Genomic DNA, 21,536 nt, shown 5'->3' with positions numbered 1-21,536 from the left:
GTGTCTCCGACTCAGCCTCTCATATTATCTGTAGACATATAGATATCTCCGGAACTTCCCATATATAACAGCTCATTGTTATTTTTCGACATCGTCGTTTGCATAGCTGTAATATATGTTATTTCTTCTGAGGGGTTAAAAGGCATATATATCATTTTTGTCAAATCTATTCCTGTAGAGTCAAATTCATATGAAGGTCTTGCATAAAAATCCTTTCTATAAAATATATTTGGTGTTTCTTTATATTTTGTATTGAAGTAATCACTTGTTACTGTATATATTATATCGCCCTTTTTTCTTGACTCATATATAAATCCTTTTGCTGATTTGCTATTTAAAAGTTTAGGCTTTGAAGCATTGGATACATCATATATATCAACTAATGTCACATTTTTATAATTATCATCTTTGTATTCATTATATGCATATATAAGAGAAAGTTTATTGTTATCTATATATATATTGTTTAAAGTTTTTCTTTTTTTTGTTTCTATCTTTGATTTTACTTGCATATTTTTTGTATTGGCATCAACTATGAGCAAATCTCCGTCATTTATACAATAAATATTCTTACCGTCGGTTTTTACTATATCAGCTTCATCTACTCCCTGTGTCTGAACATTCGTCTTGCTGTAATCGTCGCTTTTATTTTCAGATGTTTTTGCACTTTGATTAGAACTCTCTGTTGCAACCGCTTCATCTCTTCCTACAACATCTTCAACTGCACCCTCCTTTACTGAATAAAGCGGCATTACAGGTCCCCTATTTCTTTGCAGATACTTTGATATCTTCTTTAAATTAGATTCATTTTGAACATATATATTGCCTTCATAATCCGAAATTTTATAATCCGAAATATCTTTTATTTTCAGCTTTTCATCTATTTTTTCAATAGGTGATATGGCAATTTTTTTACCACCTATAACATTTACCACAGCGTCATATGTATCGCCGTTTTCATCTTCCAATTTTAATTTTTCAGCTATTTCCTCAGCCTTGCCGTTTTTTAACTCCACCTGTTTAGGAGAGTCGAATATAAAATATACATCTTTACTTTGTCCGTTTACACCAATCATTCCCATGCACATAAAAGACAATACTAATAAAATTATCTTTTTCATATCTTCCTCCTTATCATAAAATTATTATATGATTATCTTTTCTTAAAAAAACATATTACTACAAACCATAAAAAATGTTCTTTTTTTAATAAATATTAATATAAACTAAGCATTATATCTATAACAAATGTTTTCCTAATTAATATACTACACCCAAAAATTACTGCTGTCCATACATTATAATACAATTTAAATCTATTGTAATAATTGTAATGCGAAAAAAATATTGTAATTTATTGTACTAAGGCACTTTAAAAAGTACATAATGTACTGTAATAAATTATAGAAGAAATATAGCGTCAAATTATGTAAATTAGTGTGGAATGACAGTCTTACTTCAAAAATTCTCTCGTCTTAAGTCCTTTTATAGAAAATTTTAAAACTTGCTCTTTTTCTCCGGAAAATACAACTATTTCAAAATATAGTGTATCATTTTTAAATTCCGTCTTAATCTCCTTGATATTTTCTTCTATTATGTTTGTTCCTTGATTATATCTTCTTTTTAACTCATACTTACCATCTTTTTTCTCATAATCACAATTCTGTGTATCTAACATTATAGAGCCGTTTTCTTTAACAAACCTTAATTTTTTATCTGAAATTTTATATTTATTGCCTGATCCTTCTTTTGTAAAAGTCTGATAATGCACAATATACTCATCTTTATTGCAGCCTATAAAGCTTGTTCTGTCAGGTTTTAACTCTTTTTTTATATAATACTCCAAATTATCCAATATTTGATTTATCTCTACATCGGCATTATATTCTTTCACACTTTTAAGCGTATATACAGTAATGCTCATAAGACTTGTCATCACAAGCAACAAAAGTGATATAGCACATATTATTTCAATAAGTGTAAATGCTTTTAATTTTCTGCGCATAATAATCATCCTGTAAATTTTTATATTGTTTAAATCTACGTTAACGTCTATTTTTAATATGTAGTTATAAATAAGTATATCAAAAGATAATAAATACATCTACAATTTTAAAGATAATATTTTATAATTTTTATATCATTATCATAAATGCTCTTGCTATTTTTCTAATAAACAACTACAATATTTAAAAGTAATTATTATAAAAAATAAAAAAAGGAGAATTATATGTCAATAGTACAAAAATCTATAAATGCGATAAGAATATTATCTGCCGATCAAATACAAAAGGCTAACTCAGGTCACCCGGGACTGCCACTTGGTGCCGCACCTATGGCTTATACAATTTGGTCAAAAATGAATATCAACCCAAAAAATCCGAAATGGATAAATAGAGATAGATTTGTTTTATCTGCCGGACATGGCTCTGCAATGCTTTATTCATTGCTGCATTTATTCGGATTTGAAGGAATGGGCATAGATGAACTAAAAAATTTCAGACAATTAAATTCAAAAACTCCCGGACATCCGGAATATGGACACACTTCAGGAGTAGAAGTTTCAACAGGCCCTCTCGGTGCAGGTATGTCAAATGCAGTAGGACTTGCAATCGCAGAACAATATTTAGCATCTCAATTTAATGAAGACAATTACAATATAATAGACCATTACACATATGTATTAGGTGGAGACGGCTGTATGATGGAAGGCATTACATCTGAAGCTATGTCACTTGCCGGTACACTCAAATTATCAAAACTTATAGTATTCTACGATTCAAACAACATCACTATAGAAGGTAATACAGATACAGCATTTACAGAAGACGTAAAAAAACGATTTGAATCATACGGTTTTCAAATTATAGAAGTAGATGACGGAAATGACATTGATAAAATATCATCCGCAATAGATGCAGCAAAAGCAGATAAGCAAAGACCTTCGCTCATAATTGTAAAGACGATTATCGGCTATGGCGCAGGAAAAAAACAAGGTACTGCAAGTGTCCATGGAGAACCACTTGGAGAAGAAGGAGTATCTGTACTTAGACAATCTTTATCATGGGATGAAAATGAGCCTTTCAAAATATCTGATGATATATACGCACATTATAAAACTCTTGCGCAAAATGGAGAAGAAAAAGAAAATTCTTGGAACAAATTATTTGATGAATATTCTAAGAAATATCCTGATAAAAAATCAAAATGGGATGATTTCTTCTCAGATAAATTTGAAAAAGATTTAAGCAATAACGAAGATTTTTGGAAATTTGCAGATAAACCTAACGCAACAAGAGCATCAAGCGGAGAAGTTATAAACAAATTAAAAGATATTTTCCCTAATTTGCTTGGTGGATCCGCCGATCTTGCTCCTTCAAACAAAACATTGATGAATAATATAGATTATTTTTCACCTGAAAACAGAGCAGGACGCAACATACATTTTGGAGTAAGAGAACTTGCAATGGGCGGAATAATGAATGGTATAGCAATCCACAGTTGTCTAAAAATATTTGCAGGAACATTCTTTGTATTTTCAGATTATATCAAACCGATGATAAGATTAGCAGCTCTTATGGGACTACCTACAACTTATGTGCTTACTCATGACTCTATCGGAGTTGGAGAAGACGGTCCTACTCATGAGCCTATAGAACAGTTGGCAATGCTCAGAACAATACCTAATATAAATGTATTTAGACCTTGTGATTACACAGAAACAGCATGCGCTTATTATTCAGCTATGACATCAAAACATACACCTACTGCAATTGCGCTTACAAGACAAAACTTAAAACAAATACCTACATCAAGCAAAGAGGCTTTAAAAGGCGGATATGTAATAAAAAAAGAAAAAGATAATAATATAGATTTAATAATAATTGCAACAGGTTCTGAAGTAGCATTGGCAATTGATGCAGCACAAAAATTAGAACAAGAAAATAAATCAGTAAGAGTTGTGTCAATGCCTTGCACAAATATATTCGACAGACAAGACAGCGAGTACAAAAACTCTATATTGCCGAATAATGTAAGAGCAAGACTTGCAATAGAAGCTGGAAACACATTGTCTATGAGTAAATATGTAGGCTTGGATGGAAAAGTTATAGGAATAGATACATTCGGTGCATCAGCTCCCGCAAATGTATTGTTCAACGAATTTGGTTTTACAATAGAAAATGTAGTTGAAACCGCAAAAGAACTGTTATAATATTTATAAAATAAAAGTGCCATGGATACAGATTATAATGAATCATGGCACTTTTTTTATTTGTATTTTATTAAATTTATTTTTATACTAAACTTCTATAAAATAACGTTGCAAAGGAGAAAAATAATATATAATACCTTGCAAAAAAGATATACTCAAAAGTATAGCTTTAAGGAATTTGAACATGGTATATATTTGGAGCAATATTAGTATTATACTATTTTCTAATAAACTTATACAATTCCATTAATATAAATAATTTATTTGAAAAATTAATTATTATGTTTTTCCATTATTCTATAAGATTTTATTTTTATACGTTTTAAATCAGGATAATATTACCAAATCACTTTATCTCTGTTCATCGGCATTGACATACATCTTGGACCGCCTCTTCCTCTTGATAACTCTCCTTCTTTTAATATATGAAGTTTTACTCCCGCTTTGTCCAACAACTCATTTATCACTACATTTCTTTCATATACTATTACTTCTCGCGGTGCTATTGCCAATGTGTTATATCCGTCTGACCACTGTTCTCTAACTGCATCAAGTATTCCTCTGTTACCTTGTTTTATAAGCTGTATGCCTTTTACTCCAAGTTTTTCTTCCAATACTTGTACCAATTCTTTATTTAATAACGTAGTTTTTATATCACCGTTTTTGTATTTCAACTCATATATTTCAAGACTTGACTCTATTCCAGGAAATACTGTAAACAAATCTCTATCTACCATTGTAAAAACTGTGTCAAGGTGCATACAAGTTCTTTCTCGCGGCAAAACAAGACAAAGAATTGTTTCAAAACCTTCATCGCTTGACAATATGCTTTTTGCAAAGTTTTCTATTGCTCTTGGTTCTGTACGCTGAGATATTCCTACTGCTATCACTTTTTCAGAAAGCACGATTATATCTCCGCCTTCCAATGTAAATTTTTCATCTCTGTTATACCAAAAAGAAGGTTTATCATCTTTAAAATAAGGATGATGCTTAAACACCAAATCTCCAAACAATGTCTCTCTTTGTCTTACTTGTGACCACATATGATTCATACAAACGCCTTTTCCTATAAGAGCAAATGTATCTCTTGTAAAATACAAATTAGGCATAGGATAAGTTGTAAATATATCTTGAGCCGATACCATTTCTTGAAGACTGTTTACCTTTTCTAAAGCCAGCTCATCTTTTCTTATTCCCTCTATCATTTTATGAATTAAGGTAGCATTGTCTTTTATTGAGTTTAAAAGTTCTCTTACAAGTTCTAATTCTTTGAGCCCTCTTATATTTGCTTCGCCTATAAAATTTTCTATTAAATCTTTTCTGATTTCTTCATCTGTAATAGATTCTGCAGCCAAGTCTTCTATATATTTTACATCTACTTTGTTTTGTCTTAATATATTGGCAAATTCATCATGTTCTTTTTGTGCCGATTTCAAATATGGAACTTCATCAAACAAAAGTTCTTCTCTAAGACTTGGAACTATATTTTCAAGCTCCATATTAGGTCTGTGAAGTATTATGGAATTTAACTTTCCTATTTCCGAAAAAACATTAATTATATTTGACATTTTCATCTCCCTTTAAATTAATATTTATTTTAATTTGTTCTAAAACTGTTTAAAACTATGTGGGTAAATAGAGCTTTAGTAAGTTTTCTAATGTTTTAAACAGTCAAAAACCAACGAAGCCCAACCACATAAACGCATGATTTTAGAGAAAATTTATTTTATCTTTTATAGCCTTTTTAGCCAATTTATCTATATATTCATTGTATTTAATATTCGTATGTGATTTCACTTTTACAAACTCTATTTTTATTTTTTTGGACATATCTTCACAAAACTTTCTATACGATTTCGTCAGATTATTATTAGTCTTCCAATTTCCAACAGCCCAATTTTCAATACCTGTATAATCATAGTAGATTATAACTTTACTCAAATTATACTCTACCGCTTTTTCAATCACATACATAGATGCTTTTACTTCGCCCGCTACATTTCTCATAGATATTAAATCTTGGTCATTAGATACAAATGCAAAATCCTCGCTTACATTATCGTAAAACATAATGCCCGCATATGAAAAATATTTTGAGCTGTCTTCATAGCTCCCATCTATATATGCAATCATCTCACCTTTTTTCAAATCTTTAAATATGTCTTCCTCTTTTATGTGATACATCTGTTCTTCTTTATCTTTTTGATTTTCTACACCATCTGAAAAATCATCACAACCCAAAAATTTTTTGGCGTCATCTATATTACTGAATGATTTGAAAACAGCACCTTTATAGCCTGTAACCTTATCTTTACATTCATTCCATGTCATAAATATACCGGTTTGTCTGCCATTTTTTACTGCATAAAACTTCTGCATTATATTTCCTTTTATTCAATGTAATAAAATATATATTTCTAAATTATATTATATTTTTATTTTGATATTAAAAGATACAATTAATAATAACTTAACAATTATTTAGTTAGTATTAATCATATCATTCCTAATACTTATAAAATTTATCAGTATAAAGGTTATTGAATTAGAGAACTTATTTTAAGTCACTGTTATTAAATATACTCCCTATCAATATAAGCATAGGATATATCTCCAATCTTCCGAAAATCATCGAAAAAGAAAGAACTATTTTAGTAAAATCCGAAAAGTCCGAAAAATTACCTGCAGGACCTACCACATCAAAACCCGGCCCTATATTGTTATATGTTGCAGACACTGCTGAAAATGCTGTAGAAAAATTTGGACTATCAAATGCAACCAATAAAAGCAATACAACAAAAACCAACATATATACAACAAAATAATTGGTGATGGATGTTATAATATTGCTGTCCAACACCTTACCGTCAAATCTCATCGATACCACTCTATTAGGCTGTACCACTTTTTTTAACTGAGCATAGGAAGTTTTCATAAGTATACCTATTCTCGATACTTTTAATCCGCCGGCAGTAGAGCCTGCACACCCTCCTATAAACATCAACACAAGCAATATTATATGTGAAAAAACAGGCCACTCATTGTAATCAACCGTTGAAAATCCGGTTGTGGTTATTATAGATGATACTTGAAAAAAAGCATCTCTTAATAGTTTCATAGAAAAACCGGATTTAATTCCAACATTTATAAATATCGCAAGAATTGCCCAAAAAATTATTTTTATATATATTTTCAATTCTTCAGATTCAAAAATTTTTTTGATATCTCCAACCATAATCATATAATATAAGTTGAAATTCACACCGAATAAAATCATACCTATTCCGATTACTGTTTCTATATATGGAGAATTGTAATAAGCTACAGAGGTATTTTTTACACCGAAGCCTCCTGTTCCTGCCGTTCCGAAAGCGTGTAAAGTGGCATCAAACAGATTCATTCCTCCTGCCAATAAAAACAATATCAAAACTGCTGTCATAACAAGATATATACCATATAATATTCTTGCAGTCAATCTCATTTTGGCGACCAATTTACCAAAAACAGGTCCGGGTACTTCAGCCTTCATAACGTGTACCGAATCAAGACCGGTAGACGGTAAAATCGCAAGTGCAAATACCAACACTCCCATTCCGCCTATAAGATGGGTAAAACTCCTCCAAAAAAGCATAGAATGTGAAAGTCCCTCAACATTTCTAAGTATTGAAGAACCTGTTGTTGTAAAACCGCTTGCCGTTTCAAAAAAAGCGTCTGCCAAAGATGGAATTTCACCCGACAATACAAATGGCAATGCACCGAAAAATGATAATAAAAGCCAAGACAATGATACTATCACAAAACCGTCTTTTGGCTGCATAGATTTTTTTTCCGGTTTTTTTATAGTAGTAAGCACACCTATAACAAATAGTATAGCCATTACTATCAAAAATCCGTATGTATTGTTCATACTTTCTTTATAAATAAGGCTTATTATAAAAGGAACGGAAAGCAACAGTCCTTCCACCTTCAATATATTTCCGAGTACAAAAATAATAATGGAAAAATTCATATCTATCCTCTATAACAACATATCGTCAATATCTGTAAAATCACTGTTTTGAGTAACAATGAGCACTTTATCGTCTTTCATAAGAACATCTTTGCCCGTCGGGAAAAATACCTCTCCCTGTCTTAAAATAAAAGCTATTATTGTGTTAGGTTTCATATTCAGATCTTCCAAAGATATATCTGTCGCTTTGGAATTACCGCTGATTTTAAATTGTAATGCCTCTACTTCATGATTTGCAAGTGTGTATAACTGTTCAACATTTGAACCGTAAGCATTATATCTTGATCTGACTGAACGTATTATTTTATCGGCTATTATTCTCTTAGGCGTAATTATAGATTTTATTTGCTCCACATTTATTACTTTTAATATTGATAATCTGTTCATCTTTGTAATAGTTTTACGGACTCCTTTTTTAGACGCATACATAGATATAAGAGCATTTTCTTCATCTATGCCTGTTAGAGTTATGCAAGTGTCGTAAGTTCCTACCGTCATCTCATCTAAAAAGTCCTGATCAGTTCCGTCACCGTTTATTATAGAAACGTCATTGTATTCTTCGCTCAATTTTTTTGCTATATCATATTTTATTTCTATAACTTTTATATCGGTCATCAATCTTTTAAGAAGCGGAATAAGATAGCTCGACAGCTTTCCTCCGCCTACAATCAATGCAGATTTTAGAGGTTTTTCTCTCAAAAAGCCTACAGATGAATAAAACTTCTGCATATTGTTGGAAGTCCCTGTAACATGTATTATATCATCAGGAAGTATCAGGCTTTCACCGTTAGGTATGAACACATCTATACCTCTTTGTATTATACATACTATTACATCGAATTTTTTTCTGAAATCTTTCAAATACATATTTGCTATTGCAGAATTTTCTTCCACAAAAACACCGACCATACTGACTTTATTGTTCATAAAGTTTTCAATATTGGTGGCATATGCGTACTTAACCATTCTATATATAGAATATGATGCCTCAAAATCAGGATTGATTATCTGCGATATACCGAGTGAATCTCTCACAAAATCCATATGAGCCGAATATTCTCTTTCTCTTACTCTTGCTATTGTATATTTTGCACCGAGTTTTTTAGCCATTATGCAGGCAATTATATTCGTTTCATCTTTTTGTGACACTGCAATAAAAAAATCACTGTGTTCTACTCCTGCCTCTTTTAATACATCTATGCTTATACCGGAGCCGCATATTCCTTGTATATCGAACTTTGATATGAGTTTGTCAAGTACTCTCTCATTTTTTTCAATCAGTGTCAAGTCGTAGTTTTCTTCAGTAGAAAGCTCTCTACATAAAATCTCTCCGACTTTTCCCCCACCTACTACTACAATATTCATAAAATAATTTGCTCCCTCTATCACAAAGCTTATATCAATTTTGAAAATAATTATTTCTCACAATCTAATTACATATAACTTATATTTTACCGTAAATCACCTATCCATATTATTGCAAAAAACGTTTAGTGTCAATAATAATTGCTTATATTTTTATAGAAAAATCAAATATTTATCCTAATTAAACGTCATTTAATAAACATCGCATAGAAATCAGGAATAATAAATAAAAAATCATTCACAAATCATATTTTCTAAAAATCTTATATAAAGCAAAAATATAATGATTTCAGCATATGCCTTATAAGATTAGAATCACTGTAATTTTCAGCAAATGAGCATCAATGCCCTGTTTAAAATGCTTCTTTCTAAATCAACTCTTTTATCTATATCTTTTACAGAAGTGATCTCAAGCACCTTTGAATCTCCTACAACTCTCCTTATCATCTCTGTTCCCGCATATCTTAGTGAATCCGATATAGTCCTGTCTACATAATTTCGTATAAATTCGTCATTGTAAATAGGTAATTGTATGAGAGATCTCAATTTTTTCTCCATTTTTTTCTTAATAAAGACAATGATATTATAAATACTTCTTTGAAGATACTCATACATTTGCTTATTATTGCTCACAATTTCATTATAATACATCGCAAAATACAAATTCCCAATAACATTGCCTATATCATAAGCCATAGGCCCATAAAATGCAAATTCAGGATCTATTATTTTAATACCGCTCTCATTTATAAATATAGAGCCTGTGTGCAGATCTCCGTGTATTAAAGCTTGAGCATTGTTCATAAAATTATTTCTCATTATTGCCACTTTGAAATGAAGTCTTTCATTATCATAGATATTTTTTTGAACAAAATCTCTATTTTTCTCCAAAATAATATTTCTGTTTTTATAATCATAATATGGCTCTGTAAATACCAAATCTTCACTTATATCACACATTTCAATATTTATAAATTTTTGTACATCTTTCTTTTTTTCTTCCGATTTCATTATCAAATCCGTAGTTGGCACGAGCGTATCCACCAAAAAATCTGTTATCTGATCCGCAAAATCCGGAAAAATCCTGCCATTTAAAAGCTCTAATCTCATATTTTTATAAGATGATATATCTTCCATAGCTATAATGTGCATAATATCATCATAAAAATAAATTTCAGGCACACTTTTGCTGTATGAAGACTGTATCTTCAACACTTCACTTTCTATGTATATACGGTTTATATCAAGCGGTCTTTTTGAACTTCTAAGCAAAACATCAGCCTGTTTTAGTACAACGCTCTTATTTTGTCCAATTATTTTGAAAACATAATTTATATTTCCGTCTCCTATTTCCTTGCAAACGAGTTTTTCATCTGCCCCGAAAAAATCAGACTTGTACCTTATATAATCTATTGCAGATTTATCATCAAGCAAAAAATGTTTATCATACATAAATTTTTACCTTCCATAGTTAAATTGTAGTAAACTTAAAATATTGAATATATATCTTTATTAATCACTTGCTTTACTTCTTATAACTATATCGTCTTTATCATACCGCTTCAAATATTTTTTAATATCATACACTACATACTACAATTTATTAGATAAAATTTCAATATAAAAAGTAAATATTTCAAATAATTTTCTTTATTATATTGACAAAAAATAAAATTAAATATATAGTGTTTATATATAATATATACACTAAGTATTTTAAAATTTATCTTTACGCTTATAATATACATTAAGCACATATATTTGAAAGGAGTTGAAAATATTGAATATCAAAATATCCATTTCAGATACCACCCCTATATATGAACAGCTCAAAAATCAGATAAAAAAAGCAATCTTTTTAGGGGAATTAAAATCCGGCGATATGTTGCCGTCCATAAGACAGTTGGCGAAGACTTTAAAAATATCAGTTATAACTACCAAACGTGCATATGATGATTTGGAAGCTGAAAATTTTATAATATCCAAGCAAGGCAAAGGAAGTTATGTAAGTGAACAAAGCATAGAGTTCATAAAAGAAAAAAGAAAAACATTAATAAAAGAAAAAATTACAGAACTTATAAATGTGTGCAAGACCTATTCTATAGAAAAAAGAGAGCTTATGTATATGATTGATTTATTATTTTAACAACTTATAAGAAAACTGTATGATTTGATATTATGAAAATCATCTTTCTTTTATAAATTACTATATAACATTTCAAATTATATCAAAAATTTATAAATTATCAGATTACAAACATTATCTACTTATTTTCTAAACATAATAAAATAAGTTCAGAAAGGAAGATATATATGGAAAATATTATAGAAGTATCAAATTTATCTAAAAAAATATCATCAAAATTTGAAATGAATAATTTATCATTTAATATAAAACCAGGCTACGTTACAGGTCTTATAGGTTCAAACGGTTCAGGAAAAACCACTCTTATAAAACTTATAATGGGACTTTACCTGAAAGATTCTGGAAACATAAAAATTTTTGATAAAGAATTTGAAAAATATGAAACCCAAATTAAACAAAATATAGGATATGTACCTGACTCTCCAAGCTATATAGACAAACTTTCACTCAAAAAAAATGCCGAGCTAATAAAAATGTTCTATCCTAAATGGAATGACGACAAATTCAACTCATATATGGAAATATTTTCGCTTGATGAAACTCAAGATTTTGTCGACTTGTCAAAAGGTATGAAGATGAAATATTCTCTTGCAATAGCATTATCTCACGAACCTGACCTGCTCATATTGGACGAGCCTACTGCCGGAATAGACCCTATATTCAGACGTGAGATGCTTGATATGTTATATGATTTTGTATCAGATAATAAAAAATCTGTATTATTTTCTACTCATATAACAAGCGATTTGGATAAAATAGCAGATTATCTTATACTTATAGATAACGGAAAAATAGTTTTAAATGGAGTAAAAGACGAATTACTTTCACAATTTTATGTTGTAAAAGGAGATAAGCCGTATTTTACTGAAGATTTAAAATCAAAAGCAATATCACATACACAAAACTTGCAGGGTTTCGAGGCACTTATAACAAAAGACAGCTTGTCACTAACAGATAAAATATCCTACGATAAACCTGTCATAGAAGATTTGATATATTTCTTCAACAAAAAATCCAGATGATTTTGCTATTAAAATCCAAAAATTGATTTAATCTATTCACGATGATAAAAAGGAGTGAAGTATTATGATAAAACTATTGATTAAACGAAATTTAAAATATTCTTTTGGAAATTTCTCTGTAATCATTTATATATTAATGATACTTGCTATTATAAGTTTCGGCATCTTATCTCATAATAGAAGTTATGATGAAATCAAAAGATCTTTTATTATTTTCTCAATCGTAGCATCTATATCCACAATATCAGAAATAAACATAGATTATCTAAGCGATAATCTATCGGCTAATAATATATTTTCAGTTTATCCTGTTACAAGAAGAGATTATATCTTATCATCATATATCTTGACTGTGATATATACATTTATAAAATTGATTTTCGGCGTAGTATTTTTTACCATTATATATTATAAATTGATAAATGAAGTACTCACAGCAGAATATGCCTTATTCTTGTTAAATATCTTAATTGTTACACTGATTACAACAACTGCAGGCTTGTTCTTCACACACACTATTACACCGAAATCTACAGTCGGATTTGTATTCTCAGCAATTATGTTTGCATTTTTTATAAATGCATATATGGAAGTTTATAATAGCAAACTAACTATTGTAGCAGCAATAATGCTAATCTTAACATATTATTTCTGCTATACATTGTCATTAAATGCTTATAAAAACACAGATTTCTAATTTTTGAATTAAAAATTACAGCAAATGACAAAATTATTTTCAATTAAAATTGTAAGATACATTTAATTTTGCATTTAAAAACAATTAAAGTAATAGAAGATGGTTTATTTATACTGCTTATTGATAAAATAAGGGATAAGTATTCTTTATAATTTTTAAAAATGAAAATATCTTTAACTATAAATAAAAACATTAAAAGTTTAAACAAACGTCAAAACTAAAAAGCTCATAATTACCCAATGAAATGAGGAGGTAATCATATGGATAATCAAAATACATCTAAAATCATAAAATACTATATAGACTCTCATAAAGACAGAATATATTTTATATTTGCCGGCAATCTTCTATTTCTGTTTTTTATAATAAATTTTAATATGCATACTAACCATTCTTTCATACAATCTTTGATTTATATAGCTCCGGCATGGTTAACATTTATTCCGACAACTATGGACGTCAAAGAAATGCGTAATTGTTTAGCCTATGGCTGTACAAGAAATGATATTGCAAGATCAACCTCGTTTATGACACTAAAATTTTCTGCAATATTATTTATAGAATTTATAGTAACTTATTTTACTATAGCATTTTTAGCTCTTTCCAATAAATCTGACATTATTAATATATTTTTATCAAATCTGAGTGCCTTTATAAAGATGACATCTATACCTATTTTGATATTAGTAGCTGTAAATATACTGTCAACAATTAGAAAAAAAGATTCAAAAATAATGGAAAAAAGATCAAAAATAATTTTGAATATAATATGGTATGTTTTTATATTTTTTCCTATAATACTAAAACCGATATTGTATAAATATTATATACAAAATCTCAATTTGTTAAACTCTATAATATTATATGTTGTAAGCATATTTTTGACATATAAAACAAATGATTATATTGTAGGAAAGATTGATTTTTAGTATAAATTTTTTTAAAAGGTGTATCTGAAATTTATAATTTTCAAATACACCTTTTTGTTATAATTCAATGTCGTCAAGATATTCTCCATACCTCAATGCTTTTCTCATATTTTTAAATTTTTCGTCATATATTTCCAGCTTTTCGAGCAAGCTTTTTTCTTTTTCACTCGTTTTTATGATATTTTTTATGCCCCCGTTGTTTATAACTATCCTCATATCTGAAATTAGTGCCAATGTGGGATCGTGTGTAGCCATTAATACTATCTTATCTTTTGATACAAGTAGCTCTAAGGCTTTTTTTCTATCTATGCCTGCATTTTCTATCTCGTCTATCAAAACTATCGGTGATTTACTGAGTATTGCTGTATCGGCTATCATAAGTGCCCTTGATTGACCTCCGCTTAGTGAAGTTATATCCGTATCTTCTCTAAAACTTTCTCCTGCCAATTTATTCGCTTCTTCTATTATCTTATCTACTGTTGAGTCTATATCTTCTATAAGTCTGCTTTGAGCGTGCAGTTGCAAAAATTCTTTCACTTTCAAATCCATTACGAAGTTCATATTTTGTGATAACTGTGCAACTAATTTGTTGTTGCTCGCATACCTCTTTTTGATATCCGGCACTTCTCCATTTATCAAAACTTGCCTCTTTGTCGGTGTATCTTTTTGTGCCATCCATTCTATATCTTGCAATAATCTTGATTTCCCTGAGCCTGTCGGTCCGACTATTGCTATTATCTGTGATTTTTTTATTTCCAATGCTTCAAAGTTTTCTTTTTCTCCGGATTTATTAAAGCCAGCTATCAAAGTAAGTGAATTTATATCACTATCTTCACTTATACCTAAAAACTCTTTCATCGTTTTAATATAATTTTCCAATTCCAAAAGTATATTTTCTTTTGTTGTAGCTTTGTCTTCAAAATACTCTTCATTAAATCCGTCAAGATATTGCTTAAAAGTTTCTTCTTCGTGATTTTTTATATCATATCCGTTTTCTGAAAAAAAACTTTCTAAAAATGGATATCTTTTTATCAATTCTTTTATTTTCATACTCATTCTCCAAAATTTTTATTCCATACTCATTTTTCTTATATTGCCTTTTTGATAATCTTCTCCTATTCTCGTTTCGCCCAAACAATACGAGCATAGTGCTGTCGGCATAGGAAATCTCAACTTCATAGATTTAACAGTATCTATATTCTTATCTTCACTGTATAAAAGTGTGCTCAGTTCATATGCACCTTGTCCTGTAAGTCCGTTTACATTCATAGTTACTGCTGTAGGGTTGACAAAGCTTACTCTTGATAAAAAAACTTCTCTTTCTGCTTGTGATACTATATCCGATTTTGTTACTACCACTATATCCGCCATTTTTAGCATAGGTCCTATTTTTTTAGGTGTGTTTATGCCTGAAAGGTTATCTATTACGCATACACCGAGTATATTTTGTATATATGGCGAGCATCTGTTACATAGTCCTGCAGATTCTGTAATCAACACATCAAGTTTATTATCTATACCCCATTTCACTACCTGCTCTATATTCGATACAAAGAAATGGTCCGGACATAAACCTCCGGATAGTCCCTTTCTTACAGGAATACCTGCTTTTTCATACAATACATCATCATCTGTGTACAGACAATCAAATTTTACTACACCTGCATTGATGTTCCTGCTTTTTAATGCTTCACAGGCTTTCAAAATCACACTTGTCTTACCTGATGACGGCGGTCCTGAAAAAATTACTAAGTTCATATTTACTCCTAATTTTAAATCCTATTTTTAAAATCATTGATATAACATTTAATTAACTTTAATATTGATACTATTACTCAAGTAAAAAATCATAATACAAGTTTAATAGAACAATAGATATTATTGTTTTTAAGAATTTATTATCTAAGTAAAAATATTATATATTATTCATTAATCAAAACAATATTAGTATCAGTACAATAAGCCCTATTATCATAATACATTATTTTTTATTTTTTATAAAAATTTTACTATACACAAAATTCTATAAATAAAATTTTTACTTTGTAAATAAATCTGTAAATTCAGCTATCAAGTTTTCTATATCATTATTGTAGATAAAATCCCAACCTACCCACATATATTTTTGATCATCACTTAAATGATTGTCCACATCTTTGTTTGTAGAAGGAAAATTACCGTTGAAAGAAAAAATCTCGCCTATTGCTTTTGAATTTAAAAATTCTGTTACAGCTCTTACATTCTCTCTTTTTGACTTGCTTATCATAAATATAGGACTTATTATTGCTCCATCGCTCGGCCATACAGCTTTTAAACTTTTATCTTGTATCATAGTAGTGAAAAAATAAGGTGAAATACTTACTATAGCTTCATTTTTATTAGCTTTTACCATTTGTGACGGATGCAAATTCTGGTGATAAGAGCGTCTTAATTTTTTTATACCCTCCATACCGAATTTTGCGTACACTGTTAGCACAATAGCATTGAATAAATCCAAGTCCATAAACGGTATGCTCACTTTTCCTGCAAATTCCTCACTCAACAAATCCTCCCAAGAAGTCGGCAGTTTTCTTCCATAAAGTAATGCAGTATTTACAATAAATATAGCAGGCACTATACCCATTATATGATAATTGTTCTTAGGGTCTTTCAAATCTACGTCTCTTGTTATAAATTCTTTATTTATTTCATAATCCTCAGATGAGTATATTCCTTTGTCTATAAGACTTTTTACTCTTTCTCCGAAGAAAAACTCAAATCCTGCTGAAGTTATTATATCAGGATATTTATTCTCATCTTCTGAATTTAAATCTGCTCTTATAGAATCTATACCGTTACTTGCAGGCTCTAAATCACAATATATGGCAAACGCTCTTTTCTCTGATTTTATAAACTCATCTATCGTATCTGTAAGCGGAACTCTTATTGGACAAGGCAAGACACCTTTTACAGCAACATCATTGTTTTTATCATAATTTTCAAATATTTTCGACTTGTCTGTGCTGAACTCCTCTTTGCTTTGCAAAAATTGGTTCAAATTATCTTCAAATAAATCCCTGTTTATTCCTTTTGCATTTAATGCTGTAGTTAATGTTATCTGCTTTCCCATAATTTCAAGCATTTTTTCGTTTCCAAGATTTTCAAATCCGTTGGCAACCAAAAACTCCAATATCCCGGGATTAGATTGTACTATATCATATATTTTATCATCAAAATTTATCATCTCTACCTCCATAAAAAATTAGGTTTTATCTATAAATTCTATTTAAATTAAGATATGCTCAAAATTTTTGCTGACATAATTGCCAATACTTTTATAAATTTCTGCTTCGTTTATATTTGTAAAAAACTTATAATAGCAAAATATATTTGAGTTATTATTTATAACAGAATGATTAATTTATCAACTTTCTTTATATATTATTATACTTCTATTCAAAATATAATCAGTAATATATATTACATTTTACAAAAAAATAGGGTACACATAGCACCCTATTTTTTATATTATTTGTTATTAATTATTAAAAGCATTTATTACAGCTTGTTTTAAAGCTTTTGATGTGTAAGTTGCACCTGATACAACATCTGCACCCCTTCTTTCAACATTCATAGCCTTTACTTCTTCTAATGTCTTATCCGCAAGTTTATTGAAAAGTCTATTTTTTACTTTGTTCCAATAACGCTTATTGCTTCGTGGCTCTGTATTGTTATCTTCAACCGAAACTATTTTATTTTCAGAATTTAATGTCAATTTTACTTTTACTGAATAATTATATCTTTGTACTTTAGCTTCTCCAAATTTTTCCACTAATAACGGTGCTGGTGGAGGGAGTATATTAGAGGCTGTATAATCAAATATAAATTTGTTTTCAAATCCCCAAACATCAACTTCTATTTGATATTCTTTGCCTATTTCAAACATTGGACGTGTTTCCCATTTTCCATTTACTCTTATCCAAGATTTTGTATCCAAGTTTATGGAACCGTCTTTGTTAAAGAAATTAGCACCGTCTTCATCCACTGTTCCGTGATGTCCTACTGTTTCCAATTCTTCGCCTTCATATCCGACTTCGCCTAATCTTGATTTGTCTTTTACAACTATCTCTTTAATATTTTTTAATACATTTTCAAGATCATTATCGCTGACTGTAAGTCTGCTATTTGTAAATCCTAATGTAGCATCATTTTTTATTACAAAATATGGATAATGTATTCCACTTCTGCTTTCAAAATCAGGTGAACGATATTTTTGATTTCTATCTATTATGTTTATATAATAGTGGCCCGCTTTCAGATTATCCGGTATAGTAAGCTTAGTTCCATCCGCTTCAAGATTAAATCCTAAAATACTGCTTGTTGTAGTATTATACACTCCTCCTATGACACCGATTAATTGTATATCAAAATCACTTGGTAAAGTATTTGTCAACATTACTTCCGATGTTGTTTTATTTATCATCAACGGATTTGCACTCAATGTTTGATCTGATTTTAAGAAAAGTTTACCATTTTTTTCATTTATTGCATTGATAACGGCCTGTTTTACAGCTAAGCTGTTGGCAGTAGCTCCCGATACTACGTCAGCCCCACCTGTATCCATTTGCATAGCTTCTACTTCAGCCAATGTCTTACCTACAAATTTATTGAATACTTTACCTTCTATTACCGCTTTGTCCCAATAAGGTTTGTTTCTTCTATTCCAAAGATCTTTACTTCCGCCTGGAGCAAGTCCTTCTTCACCTGTTTTGTTATCTTTTACAGATATTATTTTCCCATCAGAATCTAATTCAACTATTACTCTTGCATTAAAGAACGGCGGATGTATAAACGGATCTACAAACGGATATTTCACTTGATCTACGTTAGCGTCACCAGTTAATATCTTGTTTGTTTTATTTGCAACATAGTCAATTTCAACTTTATTATAACCGAATGCTTCCACTTCAATTTTATATTGTTTCCCGTATTTAAATATAGGTGTGTCTCCACCTCTTCCGCTTATTTTGGCATTATGTTTCAATTCACCGGTATTTTCATCAAATAATACTGTAACAGGTGTTCTCCCTTTAATTCCATGATGTCCTATAGGTTCTATTTCAGTCGCTCTATATTTTGGATTGCTTGCCTTTTCTTGAACATCAGTTATTATTATATGTTCAATGTTATCATAGACATTTTTAAGGTCACCATCACTGACTGTTAATTTGTCATCTGCAAATGACAGTGTTGCATTACTTTTTACAACAAAGTAAGGATAGTGTCCATTTTCTCCGACTCCTCCTTCAAAATCAGGTGAACGGTAAGAATTACTGTCATCTAAAATATTTACATAATAATGTCCCGCTTTTAAATTATTCGGTATTATAAGTACTGTTCCGTCTTTGCTTAATGTCGCACTTTGAATAACTTGTTCTCCATTATATACAGTATGCGCAACACTTAATAATTTAACCTTGAAATCATTAGGTAAAGTATTGGTGAAATTAACTGTTGTTACACCTTGTTGAACTTCCGATACAGCTTTTAAAGTTTGTGTGCTTGTTAAAAATGCTCTGCCTTTTTTGCCTTCTATAGCATTGATAACAGCCTGTTTCATAGCTAAGCTGTTAGCAGTAGCTCCTGTTACTACGTCAGGTTGTCCTTTATCCATTTGCATAGCTTTTACTTGCACCAATGTTTTGCCTGTAAATTTATCAAATATGTTTCCAGCTATCATTCTGTTCCAATAACGCTCATGTCTGCTCCAACTTTCAGGAGACACTCCCTCAGGCAATCCTTTTACTCCCGTTTCATCGTTAGATACGGATATGATTCTGTTGCTGCTATCAAGCACAACTTTTACTCTCATATCATAAAACGGCGGATGTATGAAAGGTGCAACGCTCGGATATTTTACCTGGTCAACATTTGAATATCCATATACTACTCTCATTGAAGGATTTGTATTTGAACCTTTATTTATATTTTCAGGTTTTTTAATTTCCAAATTAAATGTACCGTCTTGATTAGTATAAGTTGTCTTATTTTTTTCATATCGTTCTACATTGTTAGGTAAATTTATACTATTTACTTTACTGTTTTCATCTATTAATATATTTGCATTTATAGTTTTTATATCTAAATTTCTAACATTGGCATTTATTACTGTCTGATGATTATTTCCAAGAGAACTTGATAACTCTAAATTAGGAATTACTGTATTTCCATCTGTATTAACTCTTGCAGGTGTTTTTAATACAACTTTTCCGTTTACTTTTGTATCTTGATCAAATACTACATTAACTCTTTGTCTTATTTGTTTATCAACTGTTATAGTACCTTTTAATGTGCAATTATTAAATTTAATACTGTTATCTCCGCCACCTTGTATTAAAATATCTCCATTAACTGTAACATTTTCAAAAGTTACAGTTCCGTCTCTCATACTGTCTTTTATTGTCAATTTTTTTGATATTGTCATATTTTGCACTTTTACATTAGGTGTAGCTCCATTATTATTTCTTGCTCTTTCAATCTCTACTATTTCTTGTGTTTTATTTTCTCCATCAAATAATTTCTCTGTAGAGCCATCGTTTGATAATATGCTTAATGCCGATTTTGCTCCGCTTAAAGCGTTTACAACTGCATTTATTACTCCCCTTGATGAGTATGTCGCTCCTGACATAGTATCTACTTTTGTTGATTGATTGTCTATTATGCTTTTTATAAGTTTTTCTTCTTTTTCTTTTGTAAAATATTTTCTATCATCTTTATTTTCTGTTAATTCTATTTTTGTTATCTTTCCTCCACTTACTGTTACTTTTACTTTTATGGAGTTTGTATAATATCCGCTTGCTGTACCTTCGTATTCTCCGTCTTTTAGGTCTGTAAAGTCTGTTTCTTGTTTTGCTCCTGCTGTTCCGCCTCCTCCTGCTGAACTTGCTCCTCCGTCCATATTCTTTCTTGCGTATTCTGATTGTCCGGGTTTTGTTGTCTTTCCTTTGGCTTGTTCTAATGCGTCTTTTGTTGCGTTTATTATTCCGTTACTGCTGTATGTTGCTCCGCTTATTACTTCTACTTCTGCTTTTGTTTTCTTTTTATTGTCTTGTATTATGTTCTTGGTCTGAGTCCATATAGCTTGTGTCGTCTGAGTGGCGTTATTACTTCTACTTG

16 protein-coding genes are annotated in these 21,536 nt (G+C 30.0%); 5 read left to right on the top strand and 11 right to left on the bottom strand.

The genetic code is table 11. The annotated features are described in order from the left end of the window. Nucleotides 1–11: 11 nt before the first annotated feature. Together HMPREF9629_RS10535 and HMPREF9629_RS10530 are read right to left on the bottom strand one after the other, a co-directional pair. Entirely contained in the window at nucleotides 12–1,121 is a 1,110-nt protein-coding gene (locus HMPREF9629_RS10535; protein ID WP_009526369.1) for a beta-propeller domain-containing protein, read from the bottom strand. A gap of 332 nt (nucleotides 1,122–1,453) precedes the next feature. Continuing rightward, nucleotides 1,454–2,005 (bottom strand): type II secretion system protein, encoded by a 552-nt coding sequence (locus HMPREF9629_RS10530; RefSeq protein ID WP_009526368.1) that lies wholly within the window; start codon nucleotides 2,003–2,005, stop codon nucleotides 1,454–1,456. A gap of 225 nt (nucleotides 2,006–2,230) precedes the next feature. Here HMPREF9629_RS10530 and tkt point away from each other — a divergent pair, with 225 nt between their 5' ends. Next, nucleotides 2,231–4,213, top strand: a complete 1,983-nt coding sequence (gene tkt / locus HMPREF9629_RS10525) for a transketolase (RefSeq protein ID WP_009526367.1) — start codon at nucleotides 2,231–2,233, stop codon at nucleotides 4,211–4,213. A gap of 338 nt (nucleotides 4,214–4,551) precedes the next feature. Here tkt and HMPREF9629_RS10520 read toward each other — a convergent pair whose 3' ends face one another. The 5 genes from HMPREF9629_RS10520 to mtnK all read right to left on the bottom strand — a co-directional run bounded on the left by HMPREF9629_RS10520 (nucleotide 4,552) and on the right by mtnK (nucleotide 11,039). Next, nucleotides 4,552–5,781, bottom strand: coding sequence for an arginine deiminase (locus tag HMPREF9629_RS10520; RefSeq protein WP_009526366.1), 1,230 nt, complete (start codon nucleotides 5,779–5,781; stop codon nucleotides 4,552–4,554). A gap of 142 nt (nucleotides 5,782–5,923) precedes the next feature. Continuing rightward, nucleotides 5,924–6,592, bottom strand: coding sequence for a ribonuclease H1 domain-containing protein (locus tag HMPREF9629_RS10515; protein WP_009526365.1), 669 nt, complete (start codon nucleotides 6,590–6,592; stop codon nucleotides 5,924–5,926). A gap of 175 nt (nucleotides 6,593–6,767) precedes the next feature. Continuing rightward, nucleotides 6,768–8,222: a TrkH family potassium uptake protein gene (locus HMPREF9629_RS10510; RefSeq protein WP_009526364.1), complete on the bottom strand. Its 1,455-nt coding sequence runs from the start codon at nucleotides 8,220–8,222 to the stop codon at nucleotides 6,768–6,770. A gap of 9 nt (nucleotides 8,223–8,231) precedes the next feature. Continuing rightward, on the bottom strand, nucleotides 8,232–9,587 hold the full coding sequence (trkA, locus tag HMPREF9629_RS10505; protein ID WP_009526363.1) for a Trk system potassium transporter TrkA: 1,356 nt from the start codon (nucleotides 9,585–9,587) through the stop codon (nucleotides 8,232–8,234). Nucleotides 9,588–9,914: 327 nt separating this feature from the next. Continuing rightward, a complete protein-coding gene (gene mtnK, locus HMPREF9629_RS10500) occupies nucleotides 9,915–11,039 on the bottom strand; it encodes an S-methyl-5-thioribose kinase (protein WP_009526362.1) in 1,125 nt (374 codons plus the stop codon). A 328-nt stretch (nucleotides 11,040–11,367) separates the two neighbouring features. Here mtnK and HMPREF9629_RS10495 point away from each other — a divergent pair, with 328 nt between their 5' ends. The 4 genes from HMPREF9629_RS10495 (at nucleotide 11,368) to HMPREF9629_RS10480 (ending at nucleotide 14,381) form a co-directional block, all read left to right on the top strand. Further along, complete coding sequence (locus HMPREF9629_RS10495) at nucleotides 11,368–11,733, top strand: GntR family transcriptional regulator (RefSeq protein ID WP_009526361.1); 366 nt, start codon at nucleotides 11,368–11,370, stop codon at nucleotides 11,731–11,733. A gap of 167 nt (nucleotides 11,734–11,900) precedes the next feature. Next, nucleotides 11,901–12,755: an ABC transporter ATP-binding protein gene (locus tag HMPREF9629_RS10490; protein WP_009526360.1), complete on the top strand. Its 855-nt coding sequence runs from the start codon at nucleotides 11,901–11,903 to the stop codon at nucleotides 12,753–12,755. A 64-nt stretch (nucleotides 12,756–12,819) separates the two neighbouring features. Then, nucleotides 12,820–13,452: an ABC transporter gene (locus HMPREF9629_RS10485; RefSeq protein ID WP_009526359.1), complete on the top strand. Its 633-nt coding sequence runs from the start codon at nucleotides 12,820–12,822 to the stop codon at nucleotides 13,450–13,452. A gap of 260 nt (nucleotides 13,453–13,712) precedes the next feature. Continuing rightward, nucleotides 13,713–14,381: a hypothetical protein gene (locus HMPREF9629_RS10480; protein WP_009526358.1), complete on the top strand. Its 669-nt coding sequence runs from the start codon at nucleotides 13,713–13,715 to the stop codon at nucleotides 14,379–14,381. Between the two features lie 57 nt (nucleotides 14,382–14,438). On the opposite strand, the gene HMPREF9629_RS10475 is transcribed toward HMPREF9629_RS10480, so the two are convergent. The 4 genes from HMPREF9629_RS10475 to HMPREF9629_RS10460 all read right to left on the bottom strand — a co-directional run bounded on the left by HMPREF9629_RS10475 (nucleotide 14,439) and on the right by HMPREF9629_RS10460 (nucleotide 21,474). Next, entirely contained in the window at nucleotides 14,439–15,431 is a 993-nt protein-coding gene (locus tag HMPREF9629_RS10475; protein ID WP_009526357.1) for an ATP-binding cassette domain-containing protein, read from the bottom strand. 18 nt (nucleotides 15,432–15,449) lie between these two features. Continuing rightward, on the bottom strand, nucleotides 15,450–16,139 hold the full coding sequence (locus HMPREF9629_RS10470; protein ID WP_009526356.1) for a GTP-binding protein: 690 nt from the start codon (nucleotides 16,137–16,139) through the stop codon (nucleotides 15,450–15,452). A 280-nt stretch (nucleotides 16,140–16,419) separates the two neighbouring features. Further along, nucleotides 16,420–17,604 carry an ABC transporter substrate-binding protein gene (locus HMPREF9629_RS10465; protein WP_009526355.1) on the bottom strand — a complete coding sequence of 395 codons (1,185 nt, stop codon included), beginning with the start codon at nucleotides 17,602–17,604 and terminating at the stop codon, nucleotides 16,420–16,422. Between the two features lie 294 nt (nucleotides 17,605–17,898). Next, on the bottom strand, nucleotides 17,899–21,474 hold the full coding sequence (locus HMPREF9629_RS10460; RefSeq protein ID WP_242822052.1) for an FMN-binding protein: 3,576 nt from the start codon (nucleotides 21,472–21,474) through the stop codon (nucleotides 17,899–17,901). Nucleotides 21,475–21,536: the final 62 nt, after the last annotated feature.

Source organism: Peptoanaerobacter stomatis, from assembly GCF_000238115.1.
Classification (GTDB): Bacteria; Bacillota; Clostridia; order Peptostreptococcales; family Filifactoraceae; genus Peptoanaerobacter; species Peptoanaerobacter stomatis.
The sequence above is the reverse complement of the archived record's forward strand: the minus strand, read 5'-3'. Positions and strand labels throughout refer to the sequence as shown.

Coding starts and splice junctions, on each gene's coding strand:
- HMPREF9629_RS10480 (WP_009526358.1), top strand. CDS start 13,713: ATGGATAATCAAAATACATCTAAAATCATAAAATACTATATAGACTCT.
- HMPREF9629_RS10515 (WP_009526365.1), bottom strand. CDS start 6,592: ATGCAGAAGTTTTATGCAGTAAAAAATGGCAGACAAACCGGTATATTT.
- tkt (WP_009526367.1), top strand. CDS start 2,231: ATGTCAATAGTACAAAAATCTATAAATGCGATAAGAATATTATCTGCC.
- HMPREF9629_RS10530 (WP_009526368.1), bottom strand. CDS start 2,005: ATGCGCAGAAAATTAAAAGCATTTACACTTATTGAAATAATATGTGCT.
- HMPREF9629_RS10510 (WP_009526364.1), bottom strand. CDS start 8,222: ATGAATTTTTCCATTATTATTTTTGTACTCGGAAATATATTGAAGGTG.
- HMPREF9629_RS10535 (WP_009526369.1), bottom strand. CDS start 1,121: ATGAAAAAGATAATTTTATTAGTATTGTCTTTTATGTGCATGGGAATG.
- HMPREF9629_RS10465 (WP_009526355.1), bottom strand. CDS start 17,604: ATGATAAATTTTGATGATAAAATATATGATATAGTACAATCTAATCCC.
- HMPREF9629_RS10470 (WP_009526356.1), bottom strand. CDS start 16,139: ATGAACTTAGTAATTTTTTCAGGACCGCCGTCATCAGGTAAGACAAGT.
- mtnK (WP_009526362.1), bottom strand. CDS start 11,039: ATGTATGATAAACATTTTTTGCTTGATGATAAATCTGCAATAGATTAT.
- HMPREF9629_RS10475 (WP_009526357.1), bottom strand. CDS start 15,431: ATGAAAATAAAAGAATTGATAAAAAGATATCCATTTTTAGAAAGTTTT.
- HMPREF9629_RS10490 (WP_009526360.1), top strand. CDS start 11,901: ATGGAAAATATTATAGAAGTATCAAATTTATCTAAAAAAATATCATCA.
- trkA (WP_009526363.1), bottom strand. CDS start 9,587: ATGAATATTGTAGTAGTAGGTGGGGGAAAAGTCGGAGAGATTTTATGT.
- HMPREF9629_RS10485 (WP_009526359.1), top strand. CDS start 12,820: ATGATAAAACTATTGATTAAACGAAATTTAAAATATTCTTTTGGAAAT.
- HMPREF9629_RS10520 (WP_009526366.1), bottom strand. CDS start 5,781: ATGTCAAATATAATTAATGTTTTTTCGGAAATAGGAAAGTTAAATTCC.